Consider the following 24,199-nt stretch of genomic DNA (forward strand, 5'->3'; position numbering starts at 1 on the left):
ATCAGAAGTTCATCCGCATTGCAGCGCCTGCGGCGACGGTTGCGCAAGCGCGGCGGCCGCCACGAGGGGTGCGGCCGCCGCCACGAGCGGGTGAGGAGCACGGACATGACCGTCATCGACGGATCTCTGACAGCGCTGCTGATGACGCGGGGGCTCTTCCTCACACGGGAGCGGAGCGATGCCGCCGGGATCGTGTACGTCTGCGTGGACGACGGTCTGCCCGGCGGTTATCCGGTCGGGTACGTCGTCCCGTCCCGTACGGGGAGCTGGTTCGCGTACGCCCGGGCCCGGGCCGGCCGGGTCTTCGCCTGCGACCAGGTGGACGCCGGGCTGACGGGGATCGAGGCGGCGGTGCGTGCGGTCCTGGACCACGCGCGCTACGGGGACGTCCTGTACGCACTGGCACGGGAGAGGGAGTCCGGGGACGCGTACACGGTCGAGCTGCACTGGGAGCTCGCCGCCTGGCTGGCCTCGCTGAGCGCGCCGAGGGGGATCAGCCGGCTCGGTGCCCGGAAGGTGCGGCTGACCGGCCCGGCCGTCGCGTACCTGCGCGGTCTTCCGCAACGCCTCGGCTGCCATGTGGACGCGCAGGACCGCATCTGGCTGGCGGGCCGGCCGTACCCGCTGGTCCGCGAGCCCCGGTAGGGCCGGGGCTCGCGGACCGGGTCAGGCGTCGACCAGCGGGGAGGGGCGCGAACTGCGCAGGGGGGCGGCGAGGCCGGCGAGGGCCTCCTCCAGGCCGTACAGGTGCGCGAGCGCGGGTTCGGTCGCGGCGGCCCGGGGGACCGTCCCGGGCGCGGCGGTGTGCTCTTGGCCGTCCTTCTCCTCGGCGGCGGTCAGCGCCTCCACGGCCGCCTCGACGCGCCAGCAGGCCGCGGCGAGGCGGGCGTCGTGGCTCGCGTCCGGGTCGGCGGCGACCGCCGCGAGGCCGCGGACTTCGCGGGCGCAGTCGTCCAGCAGCGCGATGACCTGCCCCGCGCGCTCCTTGCGGCCCCGGAACGGGCTCAGCGGGTGCACCAGCGGGGCGAGCGCCATCCGCACCCGGGCCAGCAGGACCTCGAGCTCGGCGGCGTGCGGCGCGGGATCCGCGGTGGGGGATCCCGCGAGGCGCGCGGTGGCCTCGGCGGTCGCCGCGTGGACGGAGCGCAGGGCCCGCTGGATCCAGGCGGAGTTCGTGGCGTGGGTGGTCACCGGCAGGATCAGGACCACGGCGAGGGCGGCGCCGAGCGCGCCGACCGCGGTCTCCTGGAACCGCAGGAGCAGCAGACCGGGGTGCAGGACGCCGAGGAGACCGTAGAGCAGCCCGGCCATGACGGTCGCGAAGAACATCATCCAGGAGTACGAGGGGGCCGCGGTGTAGAAGATCCCGAAGACGCACACGATGACGAGCACGGCGGTCGGCAGGGGCGCTCCGTGCAGGGGTACGGCGATCAGCAGGCCGGCGGCGATGCCGACGACCGTGCCGAGCACCCGGCGGAAGCCCCGTACGAGGGTCTCCCCGCGGGAGGTGGTGTTGACGAAGATCCACCAGGCGGCGCCGACGGCCCAGTACCAGCGGTCCTCGGAGAGGTACTGGCCGATGACGAGCGCGAAGGCGCAGGCGGCGGTGGCCTGGAAGGCCTGCCGGGTGGTGGGCCGGGCGAGCCCGGTGCCGGGCAGGCCGGGCGGGACGGGCGGCGGCGGGGTGCGCCGCTCGATGGGCCACAGGACGAAGCGCACGGCGCCCGCGGCGAGGAGTGCCAGTCCGACGGCGGCGAACAGTTCGGGTAGCTGCGCGGGCACGGCGTGCAGGAACTGGGTGACGAAGAACATCATGAAGCCGAAGACGCCGAGGGCGTGCCCGCGCGGCCCCCAGCGGCGGGCGTAGACCCCGGCGAGGACGACGGCGAGGAACGCGGCGTCCCGGGCGACGGGCATCGTGTGCAGGCCGGCGGCCAGGGCCAGCACCGGGAATCCGACGACGGGCAGCAGGGCGGTGGTGAGGCGCTGGGCCTGCACCTTCGGGTCCAGGACGGTGAAGAGGGCCAGCAGGGCCGCCAGTCCCCCGGTGATGGAAGCGGTGAGGGAGAGACCGCACAGTTCGGCGAGGGCCACGCCGGCGGTGACGCCGATCGCCGCGCGGGCCGAGTTCCGCAGTCTCGTGCGCCCCGGGTCCGGAGCAACGAACATCCTCTTCACGGCGGTGTGCCGCCCCCCTTGCGATGCTGCGCGCCGTGTCCGGCGGCCGCCCGGGGGTGGTGGGAGGCGTACGGACACGACGAAGGCACCGCGGTCCGGTCCGGCCTCGTTGCCGGTCCGGCGCTGCGCGGCGCCGTAGATACATGGATAGGACACAGATAAGCATGTAGAGGGCAATGGTTCAACCGGGCGGCGAATGAGTGGGCCAATGGCACAGCGTCGGCCCGTGATCCTCGGCCACGGGAAGACCAACGGACGGCAAACGTCGTGGCAGGTGGATCCGCACCCCTGGGATCGGCCGGTTGGCGCCGCTACATTGCCCACGGCCCCGCGGGTACGCAGGCGGGCGGAGGGGTGAGGAGCGGGAGACATGGGCTCTGGGGTCTTCGCGAGACTGGGTGGAACGATCAGCGGGAAGACCGCGGCCTCGGTGGCCGCGGGCGTGCTGGTGGTCGGCGGCGCCGCGGGGGCCGGCGTGTGGTGGACCACGCAGGGGAAGCCGCACGTGGTGGTCGTGCAACGCAGTGCGTCGGCGCAGGTGCCCGCAGGCGGCGAACAGTCGGTGATCGCACCGTGCGAGAAGCACGAGACCGCGCTGGGCGGCGGGTACGCGGTCGGCGGCGCCGGCTTCTCGACGGCCGGCGAGTTCGTCGGCGCGGCATGGCTGGCGGCGGCGTACAACCCGGGAGACGCGCCCGTCACCCTCACCTCGTACGCGCTGTGCGTGAACGCCAAACCCGAGTTCGCACCGCACCAGGAGTTCACCCCCCGGGCGGCGCACGCCTTCAAGGATCACGAAGTGAAGATCACCAGCCACGACGAGGGCCCCGTCCACGACCTGTCGACCGACGGCCCGTTCGCGGGCGCCTACCGCAGGGCGGAGGCGAGGCCCGCGTGCGGGAGCGACTTCACGATGCTCGGAGTCGAGTTCCGGGCGGCGCGCAACGTCCCCGGGCGGGCCGTGGCGCCCGTGCCCATGGACAAGCTGACCACGTACGAGGTGGCCGGGAGGCCGACGCCCGCGACCTGGACCGTCTCGGTCAATCCGGGTACGGAACTGAGCACGGGCTCGTTCCGGATGTGGAACTCCGAAGCGGCGGAGCGCAAGACCAGCATCCTGGACCCGCAACCCCCTCAGTCGAACTACGCGGTCGACGTGCGGCCGGTCTGCGTCAAGCTGAAGGACGTCTCGATCGCCACCGCCACGGTCGCGGTCGGGGCGAAGGGCACCGCGGACGCCACCGTGAAATGCCCGAAGGGCCAACTGGTACTGGGCGGCGGCTTCCGGTTCCCGGCGGACAGCGAGGGGGGAAGCAACAACCCGCAGCGCTTCTTCGGTGACGGCTGGCTGTACGCGTCGGCGGACGGACCGACGCCGGGGACGTCGGGCCGACCGGTGAAGGACTGGCACGTGACCGGTCAGAACCAGCAGCAGGCCGGCATCGACTACCACGACACGGTGTGGATCGAGCATTCCGATGGCGAGACCCTGACGGGCAACGTCTATTTCGACAACCACGCGCACGGCGCCGGCGACAACGAGTTGCGCGTCCGCCCCGTCCCCGACAGCCAGCGGATGGTCGCGAGCGCCGTCTGCGGCACCATCGACGCCGAGCCGACCTCCCCGGACAAGGGCGCGGCGCCGCCCACCGTGAACCGGCCGGTGCTGCCGCCCGCCCTGGACACGGAGCCGTCGCAGTCCGGGCCCGTGAACTCGGCCACCCCGCTGCCCGGCGGCTCCGCCTCGCCCTCGCCCAGCTCCGGCGGGTCGCCGAGCGCCTCGCCCACGCCCCGTACGCCGAACAGCCCCGGCCCGACGACCGGCGGCCCGGGCCGGCCGCCCGCCACCCAGCCCGGACATTCGCCCTCCGCGCAGCCGCAGGCCCCGGCGGTCTCCATCCAGCAGCCCGGCGCCGGCGGCGAGCTCCGGCGCGGCTGCGAGGAGCCCTTCGGCGGTACGGCGCGCACGCGCCCCGGAGACCGGGCCATCACCGACCCGCAGGCCACGACCTGGCAGATCATCGGCCCGAACGGACCGGTGACGATCGGCGCCGGTGCCTCCGGCCGGTTCCGGGTGCCGCTGCTGGCGGACGGGACGTACCCGCTCGTGTTCTCCGCCACCGACACGGCCTCCGGACTGACCGGGAGCGCCAGGACCTCGGTCCAGATCGTGGGCTGCCTGCGCTGATCTCCACGGGCGCGGCGGGCCCCTGCCCCTCGAAAAGCCACGGAACATGGCACCCGGGGGTAGGCGGCCCGCTTCGCGGCGCGCCGCCGGTCCTCGCGGAACGGGAGCCTGTAGGGGAAGGGGATGCAGGCGCGGCGGCGAGGCTCTCTGGAGGACGGATGACGTCGGTGGACCCTTCGACGGAAGCGCCACCACCCGTCGCTCCCGACACGGCCGAGCGACAGCGGAGCGAGTGGCGGCGGACCGAGCGGCGGGCCGGTCAGGGGTCCGCCGTCCTGCGGTGGCTGTCGACCACCGACCACAAGGTGATCGGCAACCTCTACCTGGTGACGGCCTTCTGCTTCTTCCTCTTCGCCGGCGCGCTGGCCATGGCGATGCGGGCCGAACTCGCCCGCCCCGGGCTGCAGATCCTGTCGAACCAGCAGTACAACGAGGCGTTCACCATTCACGCCACGATCATGATGCTGCTGTTCGCGACGCCGACCTTCACCGGTTTCGCCAACGCGATCATGCCGTTGCAGATCGGGGCGCCCGACGTCGCCTTCCCCCGGCTGAACGCCTTCACCTACTGGGTGTACCTGTTCGGCGGCCTGCTGGTCGTGTCCGGATTCCTGACCGCGTACGGGGCCGCGGACTTCGGGTGGTTCGCGTACGCGCCCCTGAACGGCCTGCGCTACTCCCCCGGGACCGGCGCCGACCTGTGGGCGATGGGGCTGGCCGTGTCGGGACTGAGCACGATCCTGGGTGCGGTCAACTTCATCACCACGATCATCTGCCTGCGCGCGCCGGGCATGACCTTGTTCCGCATGCCGATCTTCACGTGGAACGTCCTCTTCACCTCGGTGCTGGCGCTGCTGGCGTTTCCGGTGCTCACGGCCACGCTGCTGGTCCTGGAAGCGGACCGGACGTTCGGCGCGCACGTCTTCGACCCGGCGAACGGGGGCGCCCTGCTGTGGCAGCACCTGTTCTGGTTCTTCGGGCATCCCGAGGTCTACATCGTGGCGCTGCCGTTCTTCGGCGTGGTGAGCGAGATCCTTCCGGTCTTCAGCCGCAAGCCCATGTTCGGATACGTCTCCCTGATCGGGGCCACGATCGCGATCACCGGTCTGTCCGCGACGGTGTGGGCGCACCACATGTTCGCGACGGGGGCCGTACTGCTGCCCTTCTTCTCGCTGTTGTCGTTCCTGATCGCCGTGCCCACGGGGGTGAAGTTCTTCAACTGGATCGGGACGATGTGGAAGGGGTCGCTCTCCTTCGAGACGCCGATGCTGTGGTGCGTCGGCTTCCTCGTCACCTTCCTCCTGGGCGGCCTGACGGGCGTGCTGGTGGCGTCGCCGCCGCTCGACTTCCACCTGACGGACAGCTACTTCGTCGTCGCCCACCTGCACTACGTCCTCTTCGGCACCATCGTCTTCGCCACCTTCGGCGGCTTCTACTTCTGGTGGCCCAAGCTCACCGGGCGGATGCTGGACGAGCGCCTCGGGAAGATCCACTTCTGGACCCTGTTCGCCGGGTTCCAGACCACGTTCCTGGTCCAGCACTGGCTGGGCGAGGCGGGCATGCCCCGGCGGTACGCGAACTACCTCGCGAGCGACGGTTTCACCCTGCTCAACACCGTCTCCACCATCGGCTCGTTCCTGCTGGGCCTGTCGACGCTGCCCTTCCTCTACAACGTCTGGCGGACCGGCCGCCACGGCACCCGGGTCACCGTGGACGATCCGTGGGGATGGGGCCGCTCCCTGGAGTGGGCGACGAGCTGTCCGCCGCCCCGGCACAACTTCCACTCCCTGCCGCGGATCCGCTCGGAGTCCCCCGCATTCGACCTGCACCACTCGGAGGTGCCCCGTGAAGGGTGAGGCCTGGCTGTTCACCGGTACGGCCCTGTTCTTCGGGGTCACGGCCGCCGTCTACTTCTGGCTGTCCCGGGAGCCCGCCGGGACCGCTGCGCTCTGCGTCGCCTTCGTCATGGCGGCCCTCGTCTCCGCCTTCCTGTGGCGCCAGTACCGGCGGGGCGGCGAGCGTCCGGAGGACCGCGGGGAGGCCGAGGTGCGCGAGGCGGCCGGCCGGCGGTTCTTCTTCCCCGCGCGCAGCTTCTTCCCCGTCCTGGCGGCGGCGGGGAGCGCGCTGATCGGCCTGGGCGTGGTCGAGGGGCTGTGGCTCTGCCTGATCGGGTTCGGGGTGTTGCTGCCGGGGGTCGTGGGGTTCGCCTTCCAGAACCTCGGCCACCCGGAAGCGGAATAGGCCGGCGGTCAGCGCTCCCCGGAGCGCCGCTCCCGGTCCGGGCCCCTGGTGGTTCCCGCGGCCCGCCGGCGTTGCTTCGGGGTCGCCGGGAAGTCGATCCGGTCCTGGTGGTACCAGGCGCCGAGGGCCGACCGGAGCCGGTCGCGCCGGCGCGGTCGGGTGCGGCCGGAGGGAGCCGGCGGCAGGGGCCGCTCCCGCGCGAGCACGGCGTACCGCTCGGTGGGCGTGAGCTCCCGGTGCTGCGGCTCGAAGCCGCCTTCCGCGCCCTGGAGCACGAGGCCGGACTCCTCACCGTCCGTCAGCAGGCGCCGCTCGCGCCACTGGAGGGCCAGGCACACGCGCCTGGTGAGCCAGAAGGCGGCCACCGGTACGAGGAAGAAGGCGATCCGCAGCGCCCGGGTCAGGCCGGGCAGTGGTACGTCGAAGACGAACGCCAGGATGTCCTGCGCCCCGGCGAGCAGCAGGACGGCGTAGCAGGAGACGGCCGCCACGCCGAGCCCCGTGCGGACGGGCCGGTCGCGCGGACGGTCGCAGAGGTGCCGCTCGCCCGTCGGGCCGGTGATCCAGCGTTCGAAGTACGGGTAGGCGTACAGGACGGTGAAGAGCAGACCGGGCAGGAGTACGGCCGTCACCAGGGGGTTCCACGCGATCGTGTGACCCCACAGCCGGGTTTCGAGGCCGGGCATCAGCCGTAGTGCCCCCTCCAGGAAGCCGACGTACCAGTCGGGCTGGGAGCCGATGGAGACCACGTCGGCTCGGTAGGGGCCGTAGGTCCAGATGGGGTTGATCTGCGCGACGGCGCCGAGGGCCGCGAGCACCCCGAAGAGGGCGAAGAACAGCCCGGCGGACTTGGCCGTGTACTGGGGGAAGAAGGGCAGTCCGACGACGTTGCGGCCGGTCCTGCCCGGCCCCGGCCAGTGCGTGTGCTTGAGCGTGACGACGAGCAGGAGGTGCGCGGTGATCAGCGCCGTGAGCAGGCCGGGGACCAGCAGGATGTGCACGGGGTAGAGGCGGGACACGATGTCCTCGCCGGGGTACTGGCCTCCGAAGACGAGGAAGCTCAGGTACGTGCCGACGACCGGGACCGACAGCATGATCCCCTGGGCGATCCGCAGCCCGGTGCCCGACAGCAGGTCGTCGGGGAGCGAATAGCCGGCGAACCCCTCCAGCAGCGCCAGCAGGAACAACGTCACGCCGATCGTCCAGTTGAGCTCGCGCGGGCGCCGGAACGCTCCGGTGAGGAACACCCGGAGCATGTGCACCCCGATGGCGGACACGAAGAGCAGGGCGGCCCAGTGGTGCATCTGGCGGATCAGCAGTCCGCCCCGGACCTCGAAGCCGATCCTCAGGGTGGAGAGGTAGGCCTGCGACATGGGCACGCCCTGGAGCGGCTCGTAGGGGCCCCGGTAGACCGTCTCCCGCATCGACGGATCGAAGAAGAACGTGAGGAACACACCGGTCAGCAGGAGTACGACGAAGCTGTACAGGGCCAGCTCCCCCAGCAGGAACGACCAGTGGTCGGGGAACACCTTGCGCACCCCGTTCCGGGCCGGTTCCGCGAGCGGCAACCGGGCGTCCAGCTCCTCGAACCCGCGCACCGCCGCGCGCCGCGCCTTCCGCGTCGAACCGAGCACCGGCACGCACCTCCCGTCCGGGCTCCCACCGCTGGGCCGGCCGAGCCGCCCGGAATCCACGCAAAGCTACCGAAACACACTCTCCGTCATCAATTCAGACACGGGACGGCTGCGTGCGTTCCTCCCGGCGTCAGCTCTCGGTGGGCACGCACAGGACCGGCACCGGGGACAGGTGCAGGAGCTTGTGCGGGGTGGAGCCGAGGAGGGCGCCCCGGATCGGGCTGTCGCCCCAGGTGCCGACGATGATGACGCGCGCGTCGTGGCGTTCGGCGGCGTCGAGCAGGGCCTGCGCCGGTTTCTCGTCGACGACCTCCACGGTCGAGGGGACCCCGGCCTCGTCGGCGGCCTCGACGGCGTGCGCGAGGGCACTGCGGCCCGCCTGGCGCAGGGCCTCCACGTGAGCCTGGTACTCCTCGCCCGCCGCGCCGGGGGCCGCCACGCCGTAGACGAGGACGAGGGGCTCGCCGAAGGCGGTGGCCACCTCCAGCGCGACGCGCAGGGCGCGCTCCGCGCCGGGCGACTCGTCGTACCCGAGGACCACGGACATGAGGGCTCCTCCTCAGCTCTTCCGGCCGCGAACGAGGGCCGGGTCCACGACGCTCCGCCGCTCGCTCCAGAACCTGCCGTCGTGGATCCGCCACCAGCACATGACGAGCACGCCGACGACGGCGATGCCGATGCCGATGACCAGGGGCGGGCCGAGGCCGAACCAGGAGACCCCGCTGGCGGAGTTCTCGGGGTTCGACATGTCGCCCACCGACTCCACGAGCAGCCAGATCAGCAGGCCGGCGCCGATCACCGGGCCCGCGCCGATGAGCAGGAAGTTGCCCGGCGACTCCAACAGGTGGCGGCGGTAGTAGACGGCGCAGGCCAGCCCGGTGAGCGCGTAGTAGAAGGCGATGAGGAGGGAGAGCGCGGTCAGCGAGTCCAGGAGGGCGTTCTCGCTGATCTGGTTGACCACGAGGTACCAGCCGATGGCGATGGCGGCCACCCACCAGGTGCTGACGCTCGGGGTCCGGAAGCGCGGGTGGATGTGCGCGAGATGGTGCGGCAGCGCGTGCCGGCGGGCCATGGACAGTGCGGTGCGGGAGGCGGGGATGATCGTGGTCTGGGTGGAGGCGAGCGCGGAGGTGCAGACGGCGGCGAGCACCATCCAGTCCCAGCCGCCCATGACCTCGTGGGCGAGCACGGCGAACACGGCCTCTTCCTCGCCCGCGTTCTCGGCGAGGAACTCGGTGCCGGCGTAGGCGACGACGGCGAAGCCGACGGACAGGTACGTCACCAGCAGGATGACGGTCGACCAGATGCCGGCCCGCCCGGGCGCGGTGGCGGAGTTCTCCACCTCCTCGGTGAGGTTGACCGCGGACTCCCAGCCCCAGTAGATGAACACGCCCAGCAGCAGTCCGCCGGTGAGGGCGGCGCCGCCCGCGCCGAAGGGGTTGAGCCATTCGATGGACGGATCGATCGCGTGGAGGGTGCTGGTGTCCGCGTAGACCCGGTAGATGGCCACGACGGCGAAGACCAGGAGGAAGAAGACCTGGGCGAGGATCAGGACGTCCTGGAGGTGGGCGGAGAGCTCGGTGCCGATGACGCAGATGAGGGTCATCACGAGGATCACGACGACGGCCAGCCCCTGCCGGATGGCCTCGTTGGAGGCCCAGTCGTCCAGGCCGAAGGTGAGCAGACCGAACCGGACGGCCACGTCGGCCAGCGAGCCGATGACGAGCACGCCGGTCATGGCGATGGCCCAGCCGCCGAACCAGCCCGCCCAGGGGCCCATGGCCCGGGTGACCCACGAGAACGTCGTGCCGCAGTCCTGGTCGACCCGGTTGAGGTAGTAGAAGGCGGCGGCGATGAGCAGCATCGGCACGAAGGACGCCAGCATCACCCCCGGCGCGTAGATCCCGACCAGGGCGACGATCGGCCCGAGGACCGCTGCCAGCGAGTAGGCGGGCGAGGTCGAGTTCAGGCCGATGACGAGGGCGTCGAGGAAGCCGATCGCGTTCGCCTTGAGACCCGGTTCGAGGTCGTCGTCCCCCGCACCGCCACCGCTCTCAACGTCTTGGGCCATGTACGCATCGTCAGGCACCCGGCGGCGCCCCGCGAGGCGGGTTCCGCCGGTCAGGGGCGGGTGTTCCAGCCCGCGATCACCGGGAGGTCGTGTTCCGTGGAGAGCATGCTGACGGTGCCGGTGCGCAGCAGGAACAGCCGGCCGTCGGCGGGGTCCAGGCGCAGGTAGCGGGCGGTCAGCACGCGCAGGAAGTGCCCGTGCGCGACGATCACCACGTTGCCCTCGTCGGCGGCCAGCACCGGGGCGACGCGGGCCAGCGCGCGGTCCGCGCGGGCGCCCACCTGGGTGGCGTTCTCCCCCGGATGCGTGGCGTCGCCGGGCGGGACGCCGTGGGTCCACAGGGACCAGTCCGGGGTGGTCCGCCGGATCTCCGCGGTGGTGACGCCCTCGTAGCCGCCGTAGTCCCACTCGTGGAGGTCGGGATCGGGGATCCCTCCGGTGAGGCCGGCGAGCTCGGCCGTGGCGACGGCCCGGCGCAGCGGACTGGTCAGCACCAGTGCCGGATGGCGGTCCCGGAAGAACGGGGCCAGCGAGATGGCCTCCTCCACTCCGCGCGCGGTCAGCGGAACGTCGGTGAGTCCGGTGTGCCGCCCATCGGCGCTCCAGGCCGTCTCTCCGTGCCTCACCAGCAACAGGTCGCTCATTCTCGGGACCCTATGTCCTCGGCATGTCGGCACGGTGGGGCGGGGCGGGCGTGTCACTGTCGGGCCTCATGAACGAGGGGCGGCGGCTGCCCGCGCTGATGATCGTGCTGACGCTGGCGACCGGGATGGTGGAGGCGGTGAGCCTGCTCGCGCTCGGGCCGGTGTTCACCGCGATGCAGACGGGCAACGTGCTGTTCCTGGCCTTCGGAGCCGTCCGGGCGGGCGATCTGCCGGCGCTGCCTTCGGCGGTCTCGCTGACGGGTTTCGTCCTCGGTGTGATCTGCGGGGCGAGGCTGGAATCGGCGACCGAGGCGCGGGGGCGGCGCTGGTTCATCATCGGGCTCGCTTTCGAGGCGGCGCTCGTCCTGGTGGCCGCGGGCCTCGGCTGGGGGCTGGAGCCGCACTACGGCGCGCCGAGCACGCGGCACCTGGTCGTCACGGCCGTCCTGGGTTTCGCGCTGGGCGTCCGCAACCTGACGATCATGCGGGCGCACTTGGCGGGGGTGCCGACGACGCTGATCACCCGGTCCATGACCGCCTTCTTCGGGGGCCCGGCCATGGGCGAGGAAGGCGCCCTCGCGTACTGGACCCCCGCCTGGCGGCTGCGCGGGCTGTCGGTCCTGGCGATGTTCGCGGGCGGCTTGGCCGGGGCGCTGCTGGTCCGGGCCGGATGGACGGTGGGTCTGCTGCTGCTCCCGGTCGCGGCGCTGGTGCTGGCGTCGGCGGCGGCCGAGCTCGGGCAGCCCCGGCTGCTCTCCGGACAGTTCCCCCGCCGCGGGCGATCCGGCTGAACCGGTCCAATGCCGGGCCATTGGTACAGTCACGGGATGGCGGTGGACGAGCTCGACACGAGGATCCTGCGCCTGCTGATCGAGCAGCCGCGCACCAGTGTCCGTGAGTACGCCCGGATCCTCGGTGTCGCGCGGGGCACCCTTCAGGCCCGCCTCGACCGGCTGGAGCGCACCGGGGTGATCACCGGCACGGGGCCGGTGCTCTCCCCCGCCGCGCTGGGGCATCCGGTGCTGGCGTTCGTGCACATCGAGGTCACGCAGGGGCACCTGGACGACGTCGGTGACGCGCTCGCGACCGTGCCCGAGATCATCGAGGCCTTCTCGATCACCGGCGGCGGGGACCTGCTGACCCGGGTCGCGGCCCGGGACAACGCACATCTGGAGGACGTGATCCAGCGGCTGATCCGACTCCGTGGCGTGGTCCGCACCCGTACCGAGGTGGCGCTGCGCGAGCGGGTCCCGCACCGGCTGCTGCCGTTGGTCGAGTCCGTGGGGCGGGCGTCCCGCAAGACCTGACAGAATGGTCTAGACAGGACATGACCGGCAGGACGGGCGCAGCGGATGATCTCCGTCATATTCGATCTCGACGGCACCCTCGTGGACAGTGAGCCGAACTACTACGAGTCCGGGCGCCGCACCCTGGAGCGGCACGGGGTACCCGGTTTCACGTGGGAGGAGCACTCCCGCTTCATCGGGATCGGCACCCTGGAGACACTGGAGATCCTCAAGGAGCGCCACGGGATCGAGGCGCCGGTCGAGCAGCTGCTGGCCGAACAGAACGCCGCCTACCTGGAGCTGGCCCGCACCCACACGGGGACCTTCCCGGAGATGCGCACGTTCGTCGAGCGGCTGCACGGCGAGGGCGTTCCGATGGCGGTGGCCTCCGGATCCTCGCGCGAGGCGATCGACGCCGTGCTGGCGGGCACCGGTCTGGACTCGATGCTGAGCCTGGTGGTCTCCGCCGAGGAGGTGGCGCACGGCAAGCCCGCCCCGGACGTGTTCCTGGAGGCGGCGCGCCGACTGGGTGCGGAGCCGGCCGACTGCGTGGTCGTCGAGGACGCGGCGCCGGGGGCGCTGGCCGCCCACGCCGCCGGGATGCGGTGCGTGGCGGTCCCGTACGTGGCGCGGAGCGCGCACGACCCGGAGTTCGCGACCGCCGGGCTCCTCTTTCCGGGCGGGCAGGACGAGTTCAGCGCGGAGGCGGCGCACGACTGGCTGACGGAGCTGCGGACGCGGTGACGACCTGACGGGGTGACGGCCTGACGGGGTGACGGCCTGACAGGGTGACGGCCTGCCGGGGTGACGGCCCGATTCCGCTCCCTGTCGACGCTCTGGCGCTCTGCCGGGGCGGCTGTCACCATGCCCGCGTGACCTCGACCCAGTCCCCGGACACCCAGCGCCCCGGCACCCAGAGCGACGGCACGCGGAGCGGCGGCGGGCCGCGCGGTTGGCCCCTGCTCGGGAACCTTCCGGCCTTCGCCCGCGATCCACTGGCCTTCTTCGAGTCCCTGCGCGACGAGCACGGGGACTGGGTGCCGTGGAGCCTCGGCCCGCAGCGCAACGTGCTGGTCTCCCGTCCGGAGCACGCGGGCGAGTTGCTCGGCGCCGTGGAGTCCACCTTCGAGCCGACGGAACTGGGCTGGGCCTTCCGTCAGTTGCTGGGCAACGGGGTGGTCGTCGCCCGGGGTGACGACTGGCGGCGCAAGCGGGCCCTGGTCCAGCCGGCCGTACGCCCGCGCCAAGTGCGCTCGTACGCCGCCACGATGGTGGAGTGCGCGGACGCACTGGCCGGGAGCTGGCAGGAGGGCGACGTCGTCGACGTGCACCGGGAGATGGCCGGGCTCACCCAACGGATCGCGGTGCGCACCTTGTTCGGGAGCGACTGCGCCGGCCGCGAGGCTCCCATCAGCGCGGCGATGGCCACGGCGCAGCGGGAGTTGGGGGCCGAGTTCCGGGGACTGACGCTGTTCCTGCCGCCCTGGGTCCGCACGCCCGGCAGACGGCGGATGCGGCAGGCGGTGGCGGTCCTCGACCACGAGATCGAGCATGTCATACGGGAGCACGAGGCGGCCTCGCGCGAGGGCGCGGAGCGGGACGATCTGCTGAGCCGACTGCTGGCCGCCCGTGACGAGCAGGGCGGCCCCCTGTCCCGCAAGGAACTGCGGGACGAGTCGATCACCCTGTACATCGGCGGACACGAGACCACCTCGACCACGCTGACCTGGGCCTGGCAGCTGCTGTCGGGAGCGCCCGAGGCCCGGGCCCGGCTGACGGAGGAGCTGGACCGGGTACTGGGTGGCCGGCTGCCGACGTACGACGACTATGCGCGGCTGCCGTGGACCCGGCAGGTGGTCAAGGAGGCGCTGCGGATCTATCCGCCGATCTGGCTGATCTCGGCGCTGGCCCGGGAGGGCGCGAGCATCGGCGGCCGGCCGGTGCCCGCGGGGACCGCCGTGTGGACCAGCCCCTGGTCGGTGCACCGGGACCCGCGCTGGTTCCCGGATCCGGAGGCGTTCCGCCCCGAGCGCTGGGACGCGGACGCCCCGCACCCCGTCCCGGAACACGCCTGGTTCCCCTTCGGCGGCGGCCCCCGGGCCTGTCTGGGGGCCCGGTTCGCACTGGTGGAGGCGGCACTCGTACTGGCCGTACTGGGGCAGCGGTTCCACCTGGACAGCGGCAGCGGGCGGGTCGCCGTCTTCCCGGGGCTCACGCTCCAGCCGAAGGCGCCGGTGACGGCGACACTGGTGACGCCCTGACCCGGGCGGGCGGCACACCGTCCCGTCCGGGCCGGCGCGTCCTGCGGGCCGCCCGGTATCAGAGACGCCGAGTCCATTGTGCGAGACGCCATTGACCCTCGCCCGGCCGGGTGGCTACGTTTCGCCGCATGTTGCGTTCAGTCATGCTCACCACGCGCGGTCACATCGACCTGCTGCGGGTGGCTTCCGCCGCCTGTTGCCGCGGCTGCTGACGCCCTCTTCCTGACGCCCTCTTCCTGACGCCCTCTCGTCGCTGACGCGTCACGAGCGCTCCGCGCTCTTCCCCGGCATGCCCGCGCGCGCCTGAACCCGCCCCGCAATCCGCCCTGCTCCCGGCCCTTCGCGCCGGCGCGAGGTCTGCCGGGGGGTGCGCGCCCCTGCCTCCTCACCTTGTCTTCGTGGAGCCTCCATGAGCATCGGCCACGCGCCACCGGAAATTTCCGCCACATCGGCATCTGCCCCTTCACCCCCGGACTCCCCCGCACTCGTGGCGGTCGAGCCGGCCTCCGCCCGGCGGCGGCCCGTACCCCGCTGGATCCGCAGGACCACCGGCCCCCTGCTGCTGCTCGCGCTGTGGCAACTGGCCAGCACCCTCGGGTGGCTGCCGGCCGACACCCTCGCGCCGCCGTCGACCATCGCCTCCGCGGCGGCCGACCTGATCGACGACGGGACGCTGCCCGGGGCAATGACCGTGTCCCTGCAGCGCGTTGCGATCGGGCTGGTCATCGGCGGGACTGCGGGGACGGTCCTCGCGCTGCTGTCCGGGCTGTCCCGGCTCGGCGAGGACCTCATCGACGCGAGCGTGCAGATGCTGCGCACGGTGCCGTGGGTCGGCCTCATCCCCCTGTTCATCATCTGGATGGGCATCGGGGAGGCCCCCAAGGTCGCGCTGATCGCCCTCGGCACGGCCTTCCACCTGTACCTCAACGTGTACGCGGGGATCCGCGGGGTGGACGAGCAACTGATCGAGGCGGGCCAGGTGCTGGGCCTCGGCCGGTGGGGACTGGTGCGGCACGTGGTGCTGCCGGGGGCGCTTCCGGGCTTCATGACCGGCCTGCGCTACTCCCTCGCGACCGCGTGGCTGGCGCTGGTGTTCGGGGAGTCCATCAACGCCGACGCCGGCATCGGCTTCCTCATGAACCAGGCGCGCGAGTTCTTCCGTACCGACGTGATCGTCGTGTGCCTCGTCGTCTACGCCTTCCTCGGCCTGACCGCCGACCTCGTCGTCCGCACTCTCGAAAGGCTGCTGCTGCAATGGCGACCGACGTTCACGGGGCAGTAGCCGGCCCTCCCCCCGCCACCGCTTCCTCCGGCGCCACGGACGTCGGCCCCGCCGTCCGGGTCACCGGCCTGACCCGGTCCTTCGACGGACGGGCCGTCATCGACGGGCTCGATCTGACCCTGCGGGCCGGAGAGTTCACCGTGCTCCTGGGGCGCAGCGGCTGCGGCAAGTCCACCCTGCTGCGGGTACTCGCGGGCCTGGACCGGGAGATCGAGGGCGATGTCCTCGTACCGGAGCGGCGGGCCGTGGCCTTCCAGGCGCCCCGACTGATGCCCTGGAAACGCGTCTGGCGCAACGTGTTGCTCGGGCTGCCCGGCAAGCCGGGACGGGAACGCGCCGAGCGGGCCCTGGCCGAGGTCGGGCTGGAGCACCGTACCGACGCCTGGCCGAAGACCCTTTCCGGCGGGGAGGCCCAGCGGGCGTCCCTGGCCCGAGCACTGGTGCGCGAACCCGATCTGCTGCTGCTGGACGAGCCGTTCGGCGCCCTCGACGCCCTCACCCGGATCAAGGCCCAACAGTTGGTGGCCCGGCTGTGGCAGCGGCGCGGCTGCGCGGTGCTCCTGGTCACGCACGACGTCGACGAGGCCGTCCTGCTGGCCGACCGCGTGCTGGTGATGGACGGGGGACGAATCGCCTACGACACGCATGTTCCGCTGGAGCGGCCGCGCGAGGTCGGTGACCCCGGCTTCGCGGTGTTGCGCACCCGGCTGCTCACCGAACTCGGCGTCGCCTGAGTACCCGTCGCCTGAAGGCCGGCCTGAAGACCCTGACCCACCCAGATGACCTTTCACCCCGTCAAGAGAACGAAGAGAAGCGACATGACACGCCACTCCCTGCCCCTGCTCGCCGCCCTGGTCCCGCTGTCCCTGCTCCTGACCGCCTGCGGAGGGAACACCGCGGCCGACAGCGGCCCGGCCGCCTCGGGGGACGCCAAGAGCAGCGCGAAGGTCACGCTCAGCGTCGGGGACCAGAAGGGCGGATTCGAGTCGCTGCTGAAGGCCGCCGGTGAGCTGGACAACCTCGACTACACCATCAAATGGTCCACCTTCACCTCCGGTCCGCCGCTGCTGGAAGCCGTCAACGCCAAGGCCGTGGACATAGGCGGCGTGGGCAACACCCCGCCGGTGTTCGCCGCGGCCGCCAAGTCGAAGATCGCCGTCGTGGCAGCGACGCACGGCTCCGCCTCGGGCGAGGCGCTCCTCGTACCGAAGGGCTCCACGCTCCAGTCCCCCGCCGAGCTGCGCGGCAAGAAGATCGCGGTGGCACAGGGCAGTTCCGCCCACTTCCAGCTCATCGCCGGCCTGGAGCAGGCCGGCCTGAAGCCCTCGGACGTGACGATCAACTTCCTCCAGCCGGCCGACGCGCTGGCCGCCTTCAACAGCGGCAGTGTCGACGCGTGGGCGGTCTGGGACCCGTACACCTCGCAGGTGCTGCGGACCGGCGCCCGCGTCCTCACCTCGGGCGAGGGTGTGGTCAACGGCCTCGGGTTCCAGGTCGCGGCGCCCTCCGCCCTGGAGGACCAGGCCAAGTCCAAGGCCATCGGCGACTACCTGGCACGTGTCCGGCGCGCCCAGGACTGGGTGTTCAAGCACCCGGAGGAGTGGGCGAAGGTCTGGTCGAAGGAGACCGGCCTGCCGTACGAGGTGGCCTTCGACGCGGTCAAGCGCAGCAACGGCACCCGTGTGCCGGTAGCCGTGGACGACGCGGCCGTCGCCTCCGAGCAGAAGATCGCCGACACCTTCACCGAGTTGAAGCTGATCCCGGGCAAGGTCGCCTTCAAGGACTTCGTCGACACCCGCTTCAACGGGGACCTGCCGCCCTCCACCACCGCCCCGCGCGCGTACGGGAAGGACTCCTGATGACGGTCCGTCTGCACTGGTTCCTACCCACGGGCGGCGACGGCCGCACCCTGGTGGACCGGCACGCCTACGCCCACAACACCGCGGCGCCCGGGGTGCGCGAGCCGGACATCGAATACCTCGCGCAGATCGCGAAGGCCGCCGAACGGCTCGGCTTCGAGGCGGTGCTGACCCCGACCGGGACCTGGTGCGAGGACGCGTGGCTGACGACGGTGGCGCTCGCGCAGCACACTGAGCGACTGAAGTTCCTGGTGGCGTTCCGGCCCGGGGTGATCTCGCCGACGCTCGCGGCCCAGATGGCCTCGACCTACCAGCGGATCACCCGCGGCCGGCTGCTGCTCAACGTGGTGACGGGCGGCGACTCGGCGGAACAGCGGCGTTTCGGGGACCACCTCGACCACGACCGCCGCTACGAGCGCACCGCCGAGTTCCTGTCGGTCGTACGGGGGGCCTGGCGCGGGGAGCCGTTCGACTTCCACGGCGAGCACTACCGGATCGACGGGGGGCTGACCGCCCTGCCGCCCGACCCACTGCCGGAGATCTTCTTCGGCGGGTCCTCGGCGGCGGCGGGCCCGGTCGCCGCCGAGCATGCCGACGTGTACCTGACCTGGGGCGAGCCGCCCCAGCAGGTGAAGGAGAAGATCGACTGGATCCGCTCGCTGGCCGAGGAGCGGGGGCGGACGGTCCGCTTCGGCATCCGGCTGCACACCATCTCGCGCGACTCGGCGAAGGAGGCCTGGGGCGCGGCGGACCGGCTGCTCGGGGACCTGTCGGACGCGGACATCGCGAGGGCCCAGACGCTGCTGGGCGCGAGCGAGTCGGTGGGGCAGCAGCGGATGCTCGCCCTGCACGGTGGATCGCGGGACGGGCTGGAGATCTCCCCGAACCTGTGGGCCGGCGTCGGGCTGGTGCGCGGCGGGGCGGGTACGGCGCTGGTCGGCAGCCACGCGGACGTGGCCGACCGGATCGAGGAGTACCACGCGCTCGGGATCGAGAACTTCGTCCTGTCGGGCTATCCGCATCTGGAGGAGGCGTACTGGTTCGGCGAAGGGGTGACCCCGGAGCTGGCGACGCGCGGTCTGGTCGGGCCCTGAGCCGGGGGCGAGGAGGGGGAAGATCCCGGGACTCCCGCGAGTTGGTAGAACCGTGAACGAAATCTCGCGGGACGTGGACGTGGTGGTCATCGGCGCCGGGCAGGCGGGTCTCTCCAGCGCCTATCACCTGGCCCGGACGGGGATCGGGCACGTGGTCCTGGACCACGCTCCCCGTCCCGGCGGGGCCTGGCAGTTCCGCTGGCCCTCGCTCACCTACGGCAAGGTCCACGGGATGCACGCCCTGCCCGGCATGGAGCTGACCGGCGCGGACGCCCTGCGGCCGTCGTCGGAGGTGATCGCGGAGTACTTCGCCGCCTACGAGGACCGCTTCGACCTGCACGTACGACGTCCCGTGGACGTCTCGGCCGTACGGGAGGGCGAGGCCGGACGGCTGCGCGTGGAGTCCTCTGACGGCATCTGGTCCGCGCGGGCCCTGATCAACGCCACCGGGACCTGGGACCGGCCGTTCTGGCCGCGCTACCCGGGCCAGGAGTCCTTCCGCGGCCGGCAGTTGCACACGGCGAACTATCCCGGTCCGCAGGAGTTCACCGGGGCGCGGGTGATCGTCGTGGGCGGTGGCACCTCGGCGGTGCAGCACCTGCTGGAGATATCCGCGGTGGCGGCGGAGACCACCTGGGTGACCCGACGGCCCCCGGTCTTCCGCGACGGGAGCTTCGGCGAGGCCGAGGGCCGGGCGGCGGTGGCGCTCGTGGACGAACGGGTACGACAGGGCCTGCCGCCGCAGAGCGTCGTCAGTGTGACGGGGCTCCCGCTGAACGAGGCCGTCCGGGCCGGGCTGGCCTCGGGGGTGCTGGAGCGGCGGCCGATGTTCGAGCGCCTCACCGCCGGCGGCGCCGTCTGGGCGGACGGGAGCCGGGTGGACGCGGACGTCGTCCTGTGGGCCACCGGGTTCCGCGCGGCCGTCGACCACCTGGCGCCGCTGCGTCTGCGCGAGCCGGGCGGCGGCATCCGCGTGGAGGGGACGCGGGCCGTCCGCGACGAGCGGATCCACCTGGTCGGCTACGGCCCGTCCGCGTCCACCATCGGTGCCAACCGTGCGGGCGGCGCGGCGGTCCGCGAGATCCGCGACCTCCTGGCGCGCGAGCGGGCCGGCGAGCCCGTCGCCGCACCCGTGGGCTGAGCCGGCCGCCGCGCCCTCAGCCGGCCTCCGGTTCGCCGGGGGGTTCGCCGGGGGGTTCGCCGAGGAGTTCGTCGAGAGGGAAGGTCCGGTCCGGGGTGGTGCCGGCCGCGCGGTCCTCACGGGTCGGGTACACCCGACCCAGGCCGTCGTCCACGTCCAGAACGGGGTCGGTCCAGCTCTCACCGGCCTCCGGTACGAGGATGCGCGTGGTACCCCGCACCGCGTCGTGGATCAGGAGCGAGACGATGTTGTGGAGTTGGCAGCCCATCGCGGCCATCCCCTGCTCGGGGTGGTCCTCCGGGCCCTCGATCCGGATGGTGAAGTAGCGGTCGTCCTCCCAGAACCCGCCGTTGTCCAGCCATCGGCCCTCCCCCACGCGCACGCCGTCCACCCAGAGCAGGGCCTTGCCCGGGTGGTCGCGGAAGAAGAGCACCGACCGGTGCCGGTCGCCGTCGGCGAAGGTCACGTCGATCTGGTGCCGGGAATGGCAGTCGATGAAGCTGCTGCACGCCCCGGGGACCTCCCCGTGCCGGTAGCTCGCGAGCTTCTCGCCCGGAGCGGGATCCTGGCTGCAGACCTCGGCGAATCGGCAGGCCCGGTCGACGCGCCGGGTGCAGCCGAGCCCCATCGCCGCGACGTCACGCGCCTCGGCCCGCGACAGCAGTTCCCCCAGCCGTTCCAGGTACCGCTCCTCGCCGACCAGGGCGGTCAGTTCGGCCTCGTCGAACCACCAGTGGAGCAGGTCCACCCCGACCGGGGAACGGGCCAGCCAGCCCTGCCAGTCGACCACGCGGTTGCCCCACCGCCCGACCATCCGCTGGTGTCCTGCCCGTTCGGCGGCCGCGGCGGCCTTGGCCTCCGCCTCGATGCGCTCCTCGATGAGCTTCCCGATCGATTCCGCGTCGAATGCCGGCCCGTCCGCTTCAGCCCTCGTCTTCGCTCTCCATGGCCATTTCACGGTTCGCCCCCTCGGTCCACGCACTCGGCAGACCGCCGATCGTAGGCCCGACACGCCGGCGGCCGCCCCTCATTTCCCGGCGGCAGGGCCCGCCTTCGCACGCAGGCGGTTGAACTCCGCCACGTGCTTCTTGTGTTCGTCGTAGGTCGCGGAGAACCGGGTGTCCCCCGGCTTCACGGTGACGAAGAAGAGCCAGTCGCCGGGGGTCGGGGCGACCGCCGCCGCCATCGCCTCCAGGCCCGGGCTGTCGATCGGGGTGGGCGGCAGTCCCTGGCGCTCGTACGTGTTGAAGGGGCTGTTGATGCGGGTCTCGCTCAGCTTGGTGTCGACCGTGCTGCGGTTCAGCGCGTAGTTGATGGTGGAGTCCATCTGGAGCGGCATCGACTTCGCCAGCCGGTTGTGCACCACCCGGGCGACCTTGCCCATGTCGGCGCGGCCGTCGGCCTCGGCCTCGATGATGCTGGCCATCGTGGCCGTCTGGTACGGGGTCATGCCGTGGGCCTTGCCGCCGTCGGCGACGGCGCGGGTCGCGAGCTTCTCGTTCGCCGTACGCACCATGTGCGCGAGGAGCGTGGCCGGGGTCGACTTCGAGGTCACCGGATAGGTCGCCGGGAAGAGGTAGCCCTCCGGGTTTCCCTTGGCCTCCGCCGGGAGGGGCAGGCCGGCCGTGGCGACCGCGGCCTTGGTCGAGCCCGCCGGGAGGCGCAGCTCGCGGTCGATCGCCGCGTACACCTGCGGGGCACGCCGGCCCTCGGGGATGACCAGCCGTCGGGGGGCTTCCGGTTCCAGTGCGCCCCGGAAGACCGGGATCAGGACCACCGCACCGACCGTGAGCAGGGCGGTCAGGAAGAGCGCCAACCGACCCCGGCGGGTGAGCCGGGAGCGACGCTCGGGCGGCAGATACTCGTGGCGCATACGGGAACGCTAACGGGCGAAGGATTCCATTCCCGGCATCTCGCCCGTGCGGCGGTCATATGATCACACGTTCACCGGGGCCAAATGGGTGGCGCCCCGGTCTCGGCGGACCAGGGCCGCGTACCGGCCGTCCGCCTTGAGCAGCTCCTCGTGGGTACCGCGCTCGGCTATCCGGCCCTTGTCGAGGACCACGATCTGATCGGCGTCGCGCACCGTGGAGAGCCGGTGGGCGATGGTGATGGTGGTGCGGCCCGCGGACAGGTTGTCGATGGCCTGTTGGACGGCGTGCTCGGTGCGGGTGTCCAAGGCGCTGGTGGCTTCGTCGAGGATCAGCACCGGCGGGTCCCGCAGGATGGTGCGGGCGATGGCGAGGCGCTGCTTCTCACCGCCGGAGAACCGGTAGCCGCGCTCGCCGACCAGGGTCTCGTAACCGTCGGGCAGTGACTCGATGTGGTCGTGGATCTGGGCCGCGCGCGCCGCCTCCTCGATCTCCTCGTCCGTGGCGTCCGGCTTGGCGAAGCGCAGGTTGTCCGCGACCGAGGCGTGGAAGAGGTAGGTCTCCTGGGAGACCACGCCGATGGAGCGGGCCAGCGAGTCGAAGTCCAGGTCGCGCACGTCCACCCCGTCGAGGGCGACCCGACCGCCCGTGACGTCGTAGAGCCGGGGCACCAGGTAGCTGAGCGTGCTCTTGCCGGAGCCGGTGGGGCCGACCACCGCCAGGGAGCCCCCGGCCGGGACGGTGATGTCGATGCCGGAGAGGGTGGGACCGCTCTTGGCGTCGTACTCGAAGTGCACGCCCTCCAGGGTGACCTCGCCCTTGGCCCGTTCGATGCGCACGGCGCCCTCGCGCTCGGTGATGTCCACCGGCAGGTCGAGGTACTCGAAGATGCGGGCGAACAGGGCGAGCGAGGTCTGGATCTGCACGCCGGTCGACAGGAGGCTCACGGCGGGCCGGAAGAGGCCCTGCTGGAGGGTGACGAAGGCGACCAGGGTGCCGACGGAGAGCGAGGGGGCGCCCGTCTGGAGGGCGATGCCGGCGGCCCAGTAGATGAGCGCCGGCATCGCGGCCATGACGATGCCGATGGTGGACATCCGCCAACGCCCGGCCATGCTGGAGCGCACTTCGAGGCCGACGAGCCGCTCGGACTCCTCGGCGAAGGCGGCGGTCAGGGACTCGGAGCGGCCCATGGTGCGGCCCAGCAGGATGCCGCTGACCGACAGGGACTCGGTGACCGTCGCTGCCATGGCGGCCATCTGCCGCTGGCGCTGCGTGGTGATCTTCTTGCGCTCGCGGCCCACGCGCCGACTGATCCACACGAAGACGGGCAGCAGGAGCAGCGAGACGAGGGTGAGCCGCCAGTCGAGGGCGAGCATGGCGACCACGGTGGCGATGACGGCCGTCAGGTTCGACACGAGCGAGGTCGCGGTGGAGGTGACGGTCGCCTGCATCCCGCCGATGTCGTTGGCGATGCGGGACTGCACCTCGCCGGTGCGCGTCCGGGTGAAGAAGGCCAGGGGCATCCGCTGGAGCTGTGCGTAGACGGCGGTCCGCAGGTCGTGCATGACGCGCTGGCCGACCGTCGTGGATATGAGGGTCTGGAGCACGCCGAAGACGCTCGTGACGACGGCGGTCAGGATCATGCCGAGGGCGAGCAGGCTGAGGAGGCCGGTCCGGCCCTGCGGGATCGCGACGTCGAGGATCGCCTTGAGCATGAACGGGGAGGCGACCCCGACCAGCGAGGAGGCGCCGACGAGCAGCCCCACGACGGCGAGCCGGCCGCGGTAGGGGCGGAAGAGCCCCACGATGCGGCGGAGCTCCCGCGGCTGTTCGGCCGGGGCGGGTCGGGTCGGGTCGAGGGGATCCTTCGACGGGATCCATTTGGGTTCGTCGTGCGGCATGGGCACCCTCCGGGGGGTCGGCTGTATTCATTGGAGCATAGGTCATTGTTACCTATGTTCACAATGAGCGTGGTCCTGATATTCTTCCCGGCATGAGCTCCGCCTCCGACACCGACCGCCTCCTCGCCGAGCAGCTCCTCCGCCTGACGCGAAGGCTCCACCGGATCCAGAAGCGCCACATGGAGCCGCTCGGGATCACTCCCGCCCAGAGTCGGTTGCTGCGCCTCGTCTCGCACTACGAGGGCGAGCAGCCGCCCCGAATGGCGGACCTCGCGGCCCGTCTGGAGGTGGTCCCCCGAGCGGTCACCACCCTCGTGGACGGCCTGGAGGCGGCCGAGTGCGTGCGCCGTGCGCCCGACCCCGCCAACCGCCGCGTGGTCCGGATCGAGCTCACCGAGACCGGCCGCGCCACACTGCGCCGTCTGCGCAACGCGCGAACCGACGCGGCGGAGGAGATCCTTGCTCCACTGACCGTCGATCAGCGCGAGGTACTCGGCGGTCTGCTCAACGCGCTGTCGGACGCCCCGGCGGAGCGCCGCTGCTGAGCA

Annotated in this window: 23 protein-coding genes; 15 read left to right on the forward strand and 8 right to left on the reverse strand. The window is 72.1% G+C overall.

Going from position 1 to position 24,199, the window contains the following annotated elements; all coding sequences use genetic code 11:
* The first annotated feature begins 105 nt into the window (after window positions 1-105).
* On the forward strand, window positions 106-645 hold the full coding sequence (locus tag ACFYZL_RS10895; RefSeq protein WP_388678035.1) for a hypothetical protein: 540 nt from the start codon (window positions 106-108) through the stop codon (window positions 643-645).
* 21 nt (window positions 646-666) lie between these two features.
* Here ACFYZL_RS10895 and ACFYZL_RS10900 read toward each other — a convergent pair whose 3' ends face one another.
* On the reverse strand, window positions 667-2,169 hold the full coding sequence (locus tag ACFYZL_RS10900) for an FUSC family protein (RefSeq protein ID WP_388678038.1): 1,503 nt from the start codon (window positions 2,167-2,169) through the stop codon (window positions 667-669).
* A 379-nt stretch (window positions 2,170-2,548) separates the two neighbouring features.
* Between ACFYZL_RS10900 and ACFYZL_RS10905 the strand changes: the two genes are divergently transcribed.
* The 3 genes from ACFYZL_RS10905 to ACFYZL_RS10915 all read left to right on the forward strand — a co-directional run bounded on the left by ACFYZL_RS10905 (window position 2,549) and on the right by ACFYZL_RS10915 (window position 6,607).
* Entirely contained in the window at window positions 2,549-4,366 is a 1,818-nt protein-coding gene (locus ACFYZL_RS10905) for a hypothetical protein (protein ID WP_388678041.1), read from the forward strand.
* Between the two features lie 158 nt (window positions 4,367-4,524).
* Entirely contained in the window at window positions 4,525-6,222 is a 1,698-nt protein-coding gene (ctaD, locus tag ACFYZL_RS10910) for a cytochrome c oxidase subunit I (protein ID WP_388678044.1), read from the forward strand.
* Window positions 6,212-6,607 (forward strand): cytochrome c oxidase subunit 4, encoded by a 396-nt coding sequence (locus ACFYZL_RS10915; RefSeq protein WP_384744898.1) that lies wholly within the window; start codon window positions 6,212-6,214, stop codon window positions 6,605-6,607. The genes ctaD and ACFYZL_RS10915 overlap by 11 nt, the downstream gene beginning before the upstream one ends.
* A gap of 8 nt (window positions 6,608-6,615) precedes the next feature.
* Here ACFYZL_RS10915 and ACFYZL_RS10920 read toward each other — a convergent pair whose 3' ends face one another.
* The 4 genes from ACFYZL_RS10920 to ACFYZL_RS10935 all read right to left on the reverse strand — a co-directional run bounded on the left by ACFYZL_RS10920 (window position 6,616) and on the right by ACFYZL_RS10935 (window position 10,956).
* Window positions 6,616-8,241 (reverse strand): cytochrome bc complex cytochrome b subunit, encoded by a 1,626-nt coding sequence (locus tag ACFYZL_RS10920; RefSeq protein ID WP_384744896.1) that lies wholly within the window; start codon window positions 8,239-8,241, stop codon window positions 6,616-6,618.
* A gap of 130 nt (window positions 8,242-8,371) precedes the next feature.
* The gene (locus ACFYZL_RS10925; RefSeq protein ID WP_384744895.1) at window positions 8,372-8,788 is read right to left on the reverse strand and encodes a universal stress protein; all 417 of its coding nucleotides are present in this window, start codon (window positions 8,786-8,788) and stop codon (window positions 8,372-8,374) included.
* Window positions 8,789-8,800: 12 nt separating this feature from the next.
* Window positions 8,801-10,312, reverse strand: a complete 1,512-nt coding sequence (locus tag ACFYZL_RS10930) for an APC family permease (RefSeq protein WP_384744893.1) — start codon at window positions 10,310-10,312, stop codon at window positions 8,801-8,803.
* Between the two features lie 50 nt (window positions 10,313-10,362).
* Window positions 10,363-10,956: a histidine phosphatase family protein gene (locus ACFYZL_RS10935; protein WP_384744891.1), complete on the reverse strand. Its 594-nt coding sequence runs from the start codon at window positions 10,954-10,956 to the stop codon at window positions 10,363-10,365.
* A gap of 23 nt (window positions 10,957-10,979) precedes the next feature.
* On the opposite strand from ACFYZL_RS10935, the gene ACFYZL_RS10940 reads away from it, so the two are divergent.
* The 10 genes from ACFYZL_RS10940 to ACFYZL_RS10985 all read left to right on the forward strand — a co-directional run bounded on the left by ACFYZL_RS10940 (window position 10,980) and on the right by ACFYZL_RS10985 (window position 19,879).
* On the forward strand, window positions 10,980-11,747 hold the full coding sequence (locus ACFYZL_RS10940) for a YoaK family protein (RefSeq protein WP_384744889.1): 768 nt from the start codon (window positions 10,980-10,982) through the stop codon (window positions 11,745-11,747).
* Between the two features lie 36 nt (window positions 11,748-11,783).
* The gene (locus tag ACFYZL_RS10945; RefSeq protein ID WP_388678050.1) at window positions 11,784-12,263 is read left to right on the forward strand and encodes an Lrp/AsnC family transcriptional regulator; all 480 of its coding nucleotides are present in this window, start codon (window positions 11,784-11,786) and stop codon (window positions 12,261-12,263) included.
* A 45-nt stretch (window positions 12,264-12,308) separates the two neighbouring features.
* Window positions 12,309-12,986: an HAD family hydrolase gene (locus tag ACFYZL_RS10950; RefSeq protein WP_384744885.1), complete on the forward strand. Its 678-nt coding sequence runs from the start codon at window positions 12,309-12,311 to the stop codon at window positions 12,984-12,986.
* 128 nt (window positions 12,987-13,114) lie between these two features.
* Window positions 13,115-14,503 (forward strand): cytochrome P450, encoded by a 1,389-nt coding sequence (locus ACFYZL_RS10955; RefSeq protein WP_388678054.1) that lies wholly within the window; start codon window positions 13,115-13,117, stop codon window positions 14,501-14,503.
* A gap of 128 nt (window positions 14,504-14,631) precedes the next feature.
* Window positions 14,632-14,715: a putative leader peptide gene (locus tag ACFYZL_RS10960; RefSeq protein ID WP_353962179.1), complete on the forward strand. Its 84-nt coding sequence runs from the start codon at window positions 14,632-14,634 to the stop codon at window positions 14,713-14,715.
* 197 nt (window positions 14,716-14,912) lie between these two features.
* Window positions 14,913-15,785: an ABC transporter permease gene (locus tag ACFYZL_RS10965; RefSeq protein WP_384744882.1), complete on the forward strand. Its 873-nt coding sequence runs from the start codon at window positions 14,913-14,915 to the stop codon at window positions 15,783-15,785.
* Window positions 15,758-16,519, forward strand: a complete 762-nt coding sequence (locus ACFYZL_RS10970; RefSeq protein ID WP_384744880.1) for an ABC transporter ATP-binding protein — start codon at window positions 15,758-15,760, stop codon at window positions 16,517-16,519. The genes ACFYZL_RS10965 and ACFYZL_RS10970 overlap by 28 nt, the downstream gene beginning before the upstream one ends.
* An 84-nt stretch (window positions 16,520-16,603) precedes the next feature.
* Window positions 16,604-17,644: an ABC transporter substrate-binding protein gene (locus ACFYZL_RS10975; RefSeq protein ID WP_388678059.1), complete on the forward strand. Its 1,041-nt coding sequence runs from the start codon at window positions 16,604-16,606 to the stop codon at window positions 17,642-17,644.
* A complete protein-coding gene (locus ACFYZL_RS10980) occupies window positions 17,644-18,738 on the forward strand; it encodes an LLM class flavin-dependent oxidoreductase (RefSeq protein WP_384744877.1) in 1,095 nt (364 codons plus the stop codon). Before ACFYZL_RS10975 ends, ACFYZL_RS10980 begins: the two co-directional genes overlap by 1 nt.
* Before the next feature lie 52 nt (window positions 18,739-18,790).
* Complete coding sequence (locus ACFYZL_RS10985) at window positions 18,791-19,879, forward strand: FAD-dependent oxidoreductase (RefSeq protein WP_384744875.1); 1,089 nt, start codon at window positions 18,791-18,793, stop codon at window positions 19,877-19,879.
* A gap of 16 nt (window positions 19,880-19,895) precedes the next feature.
* Here ACFYZL_RS10985 and ACFYZL_RS10990 read toward each other — a convergent pair whose 3' ends face one another.
* The 3 genes from ACFYZL_RS10990 to ACFYZL_RS11000 form a co-directional block, all read right to left on the reverse strand.
* Window positions 19,896-20,837 (reverse strand): hypothetical protein, encoded by a 942-nt coding sequence (locus ACFYZL_RS10990; RefSeq protein WP_388678063.1) that lies wholly within the window; start codon window positions 20,835-20,837, stop codon window positions 19,896-19,898.
* 69 nt (window positions 20,838-20,906) lie between these two features.
* On the reverse strand, window positions 20,907-21,752 hold the full coding sequence (gene mltG / locus ACFYZL_RS10995) for an endolytic transglycosylase MltG (protein ID WP_388678066.1): 846 nt from the start codon (window positions 21,750-21,752) through the stop codon (window positions 20,907-20,909).
* Between the two features lie 63 nt (window positions 21,753-21,815).
* Window positions 21,816-23,651, reverse strand: coding sequence for an ABC transporter ATP-binding protein (locus tag ACFYZL_RS11000; protein WP_384744870.1), 1,836 nt, complete (start codon window positions 23,649-23,651; stop codon window positions 21,816-21,818).
* Window positions 23,652-23,743: 92 nt separating this feature from the next.
* Here ACFYZL_RS11000 and ACFYZL_RS11005 point away from each other — a divergent pair, with 92 nt between their 5' ends.
* Window positions 23,744-24,196 carry a MarR family winged helix-turn-helix transcriptional regulator gene (locus ACFYZL_RS11005; RefSeq protein ID WP_384744868.1) on the forward strand — a complete coding sequence of 151 codons (453 nt, stop codon included), beginning with the start codon at window positions 23,744-23,746 and terminating at the stop codon, window positions 24,194-24,196.
* Window positions 24,197-24,199: the final 3 nt, after the last annotated feature.

The sequence above is a fragment of the Streptomyces sp. NPDC001717 genome, from assembly GCF_042892775.1.
In the GTDB taxonomy this organism is placed as follows: Bacteria; Actinomycetota; Actinomycetes; order Streptomycetales; family Streptomycetaceae; genus Streptomyces.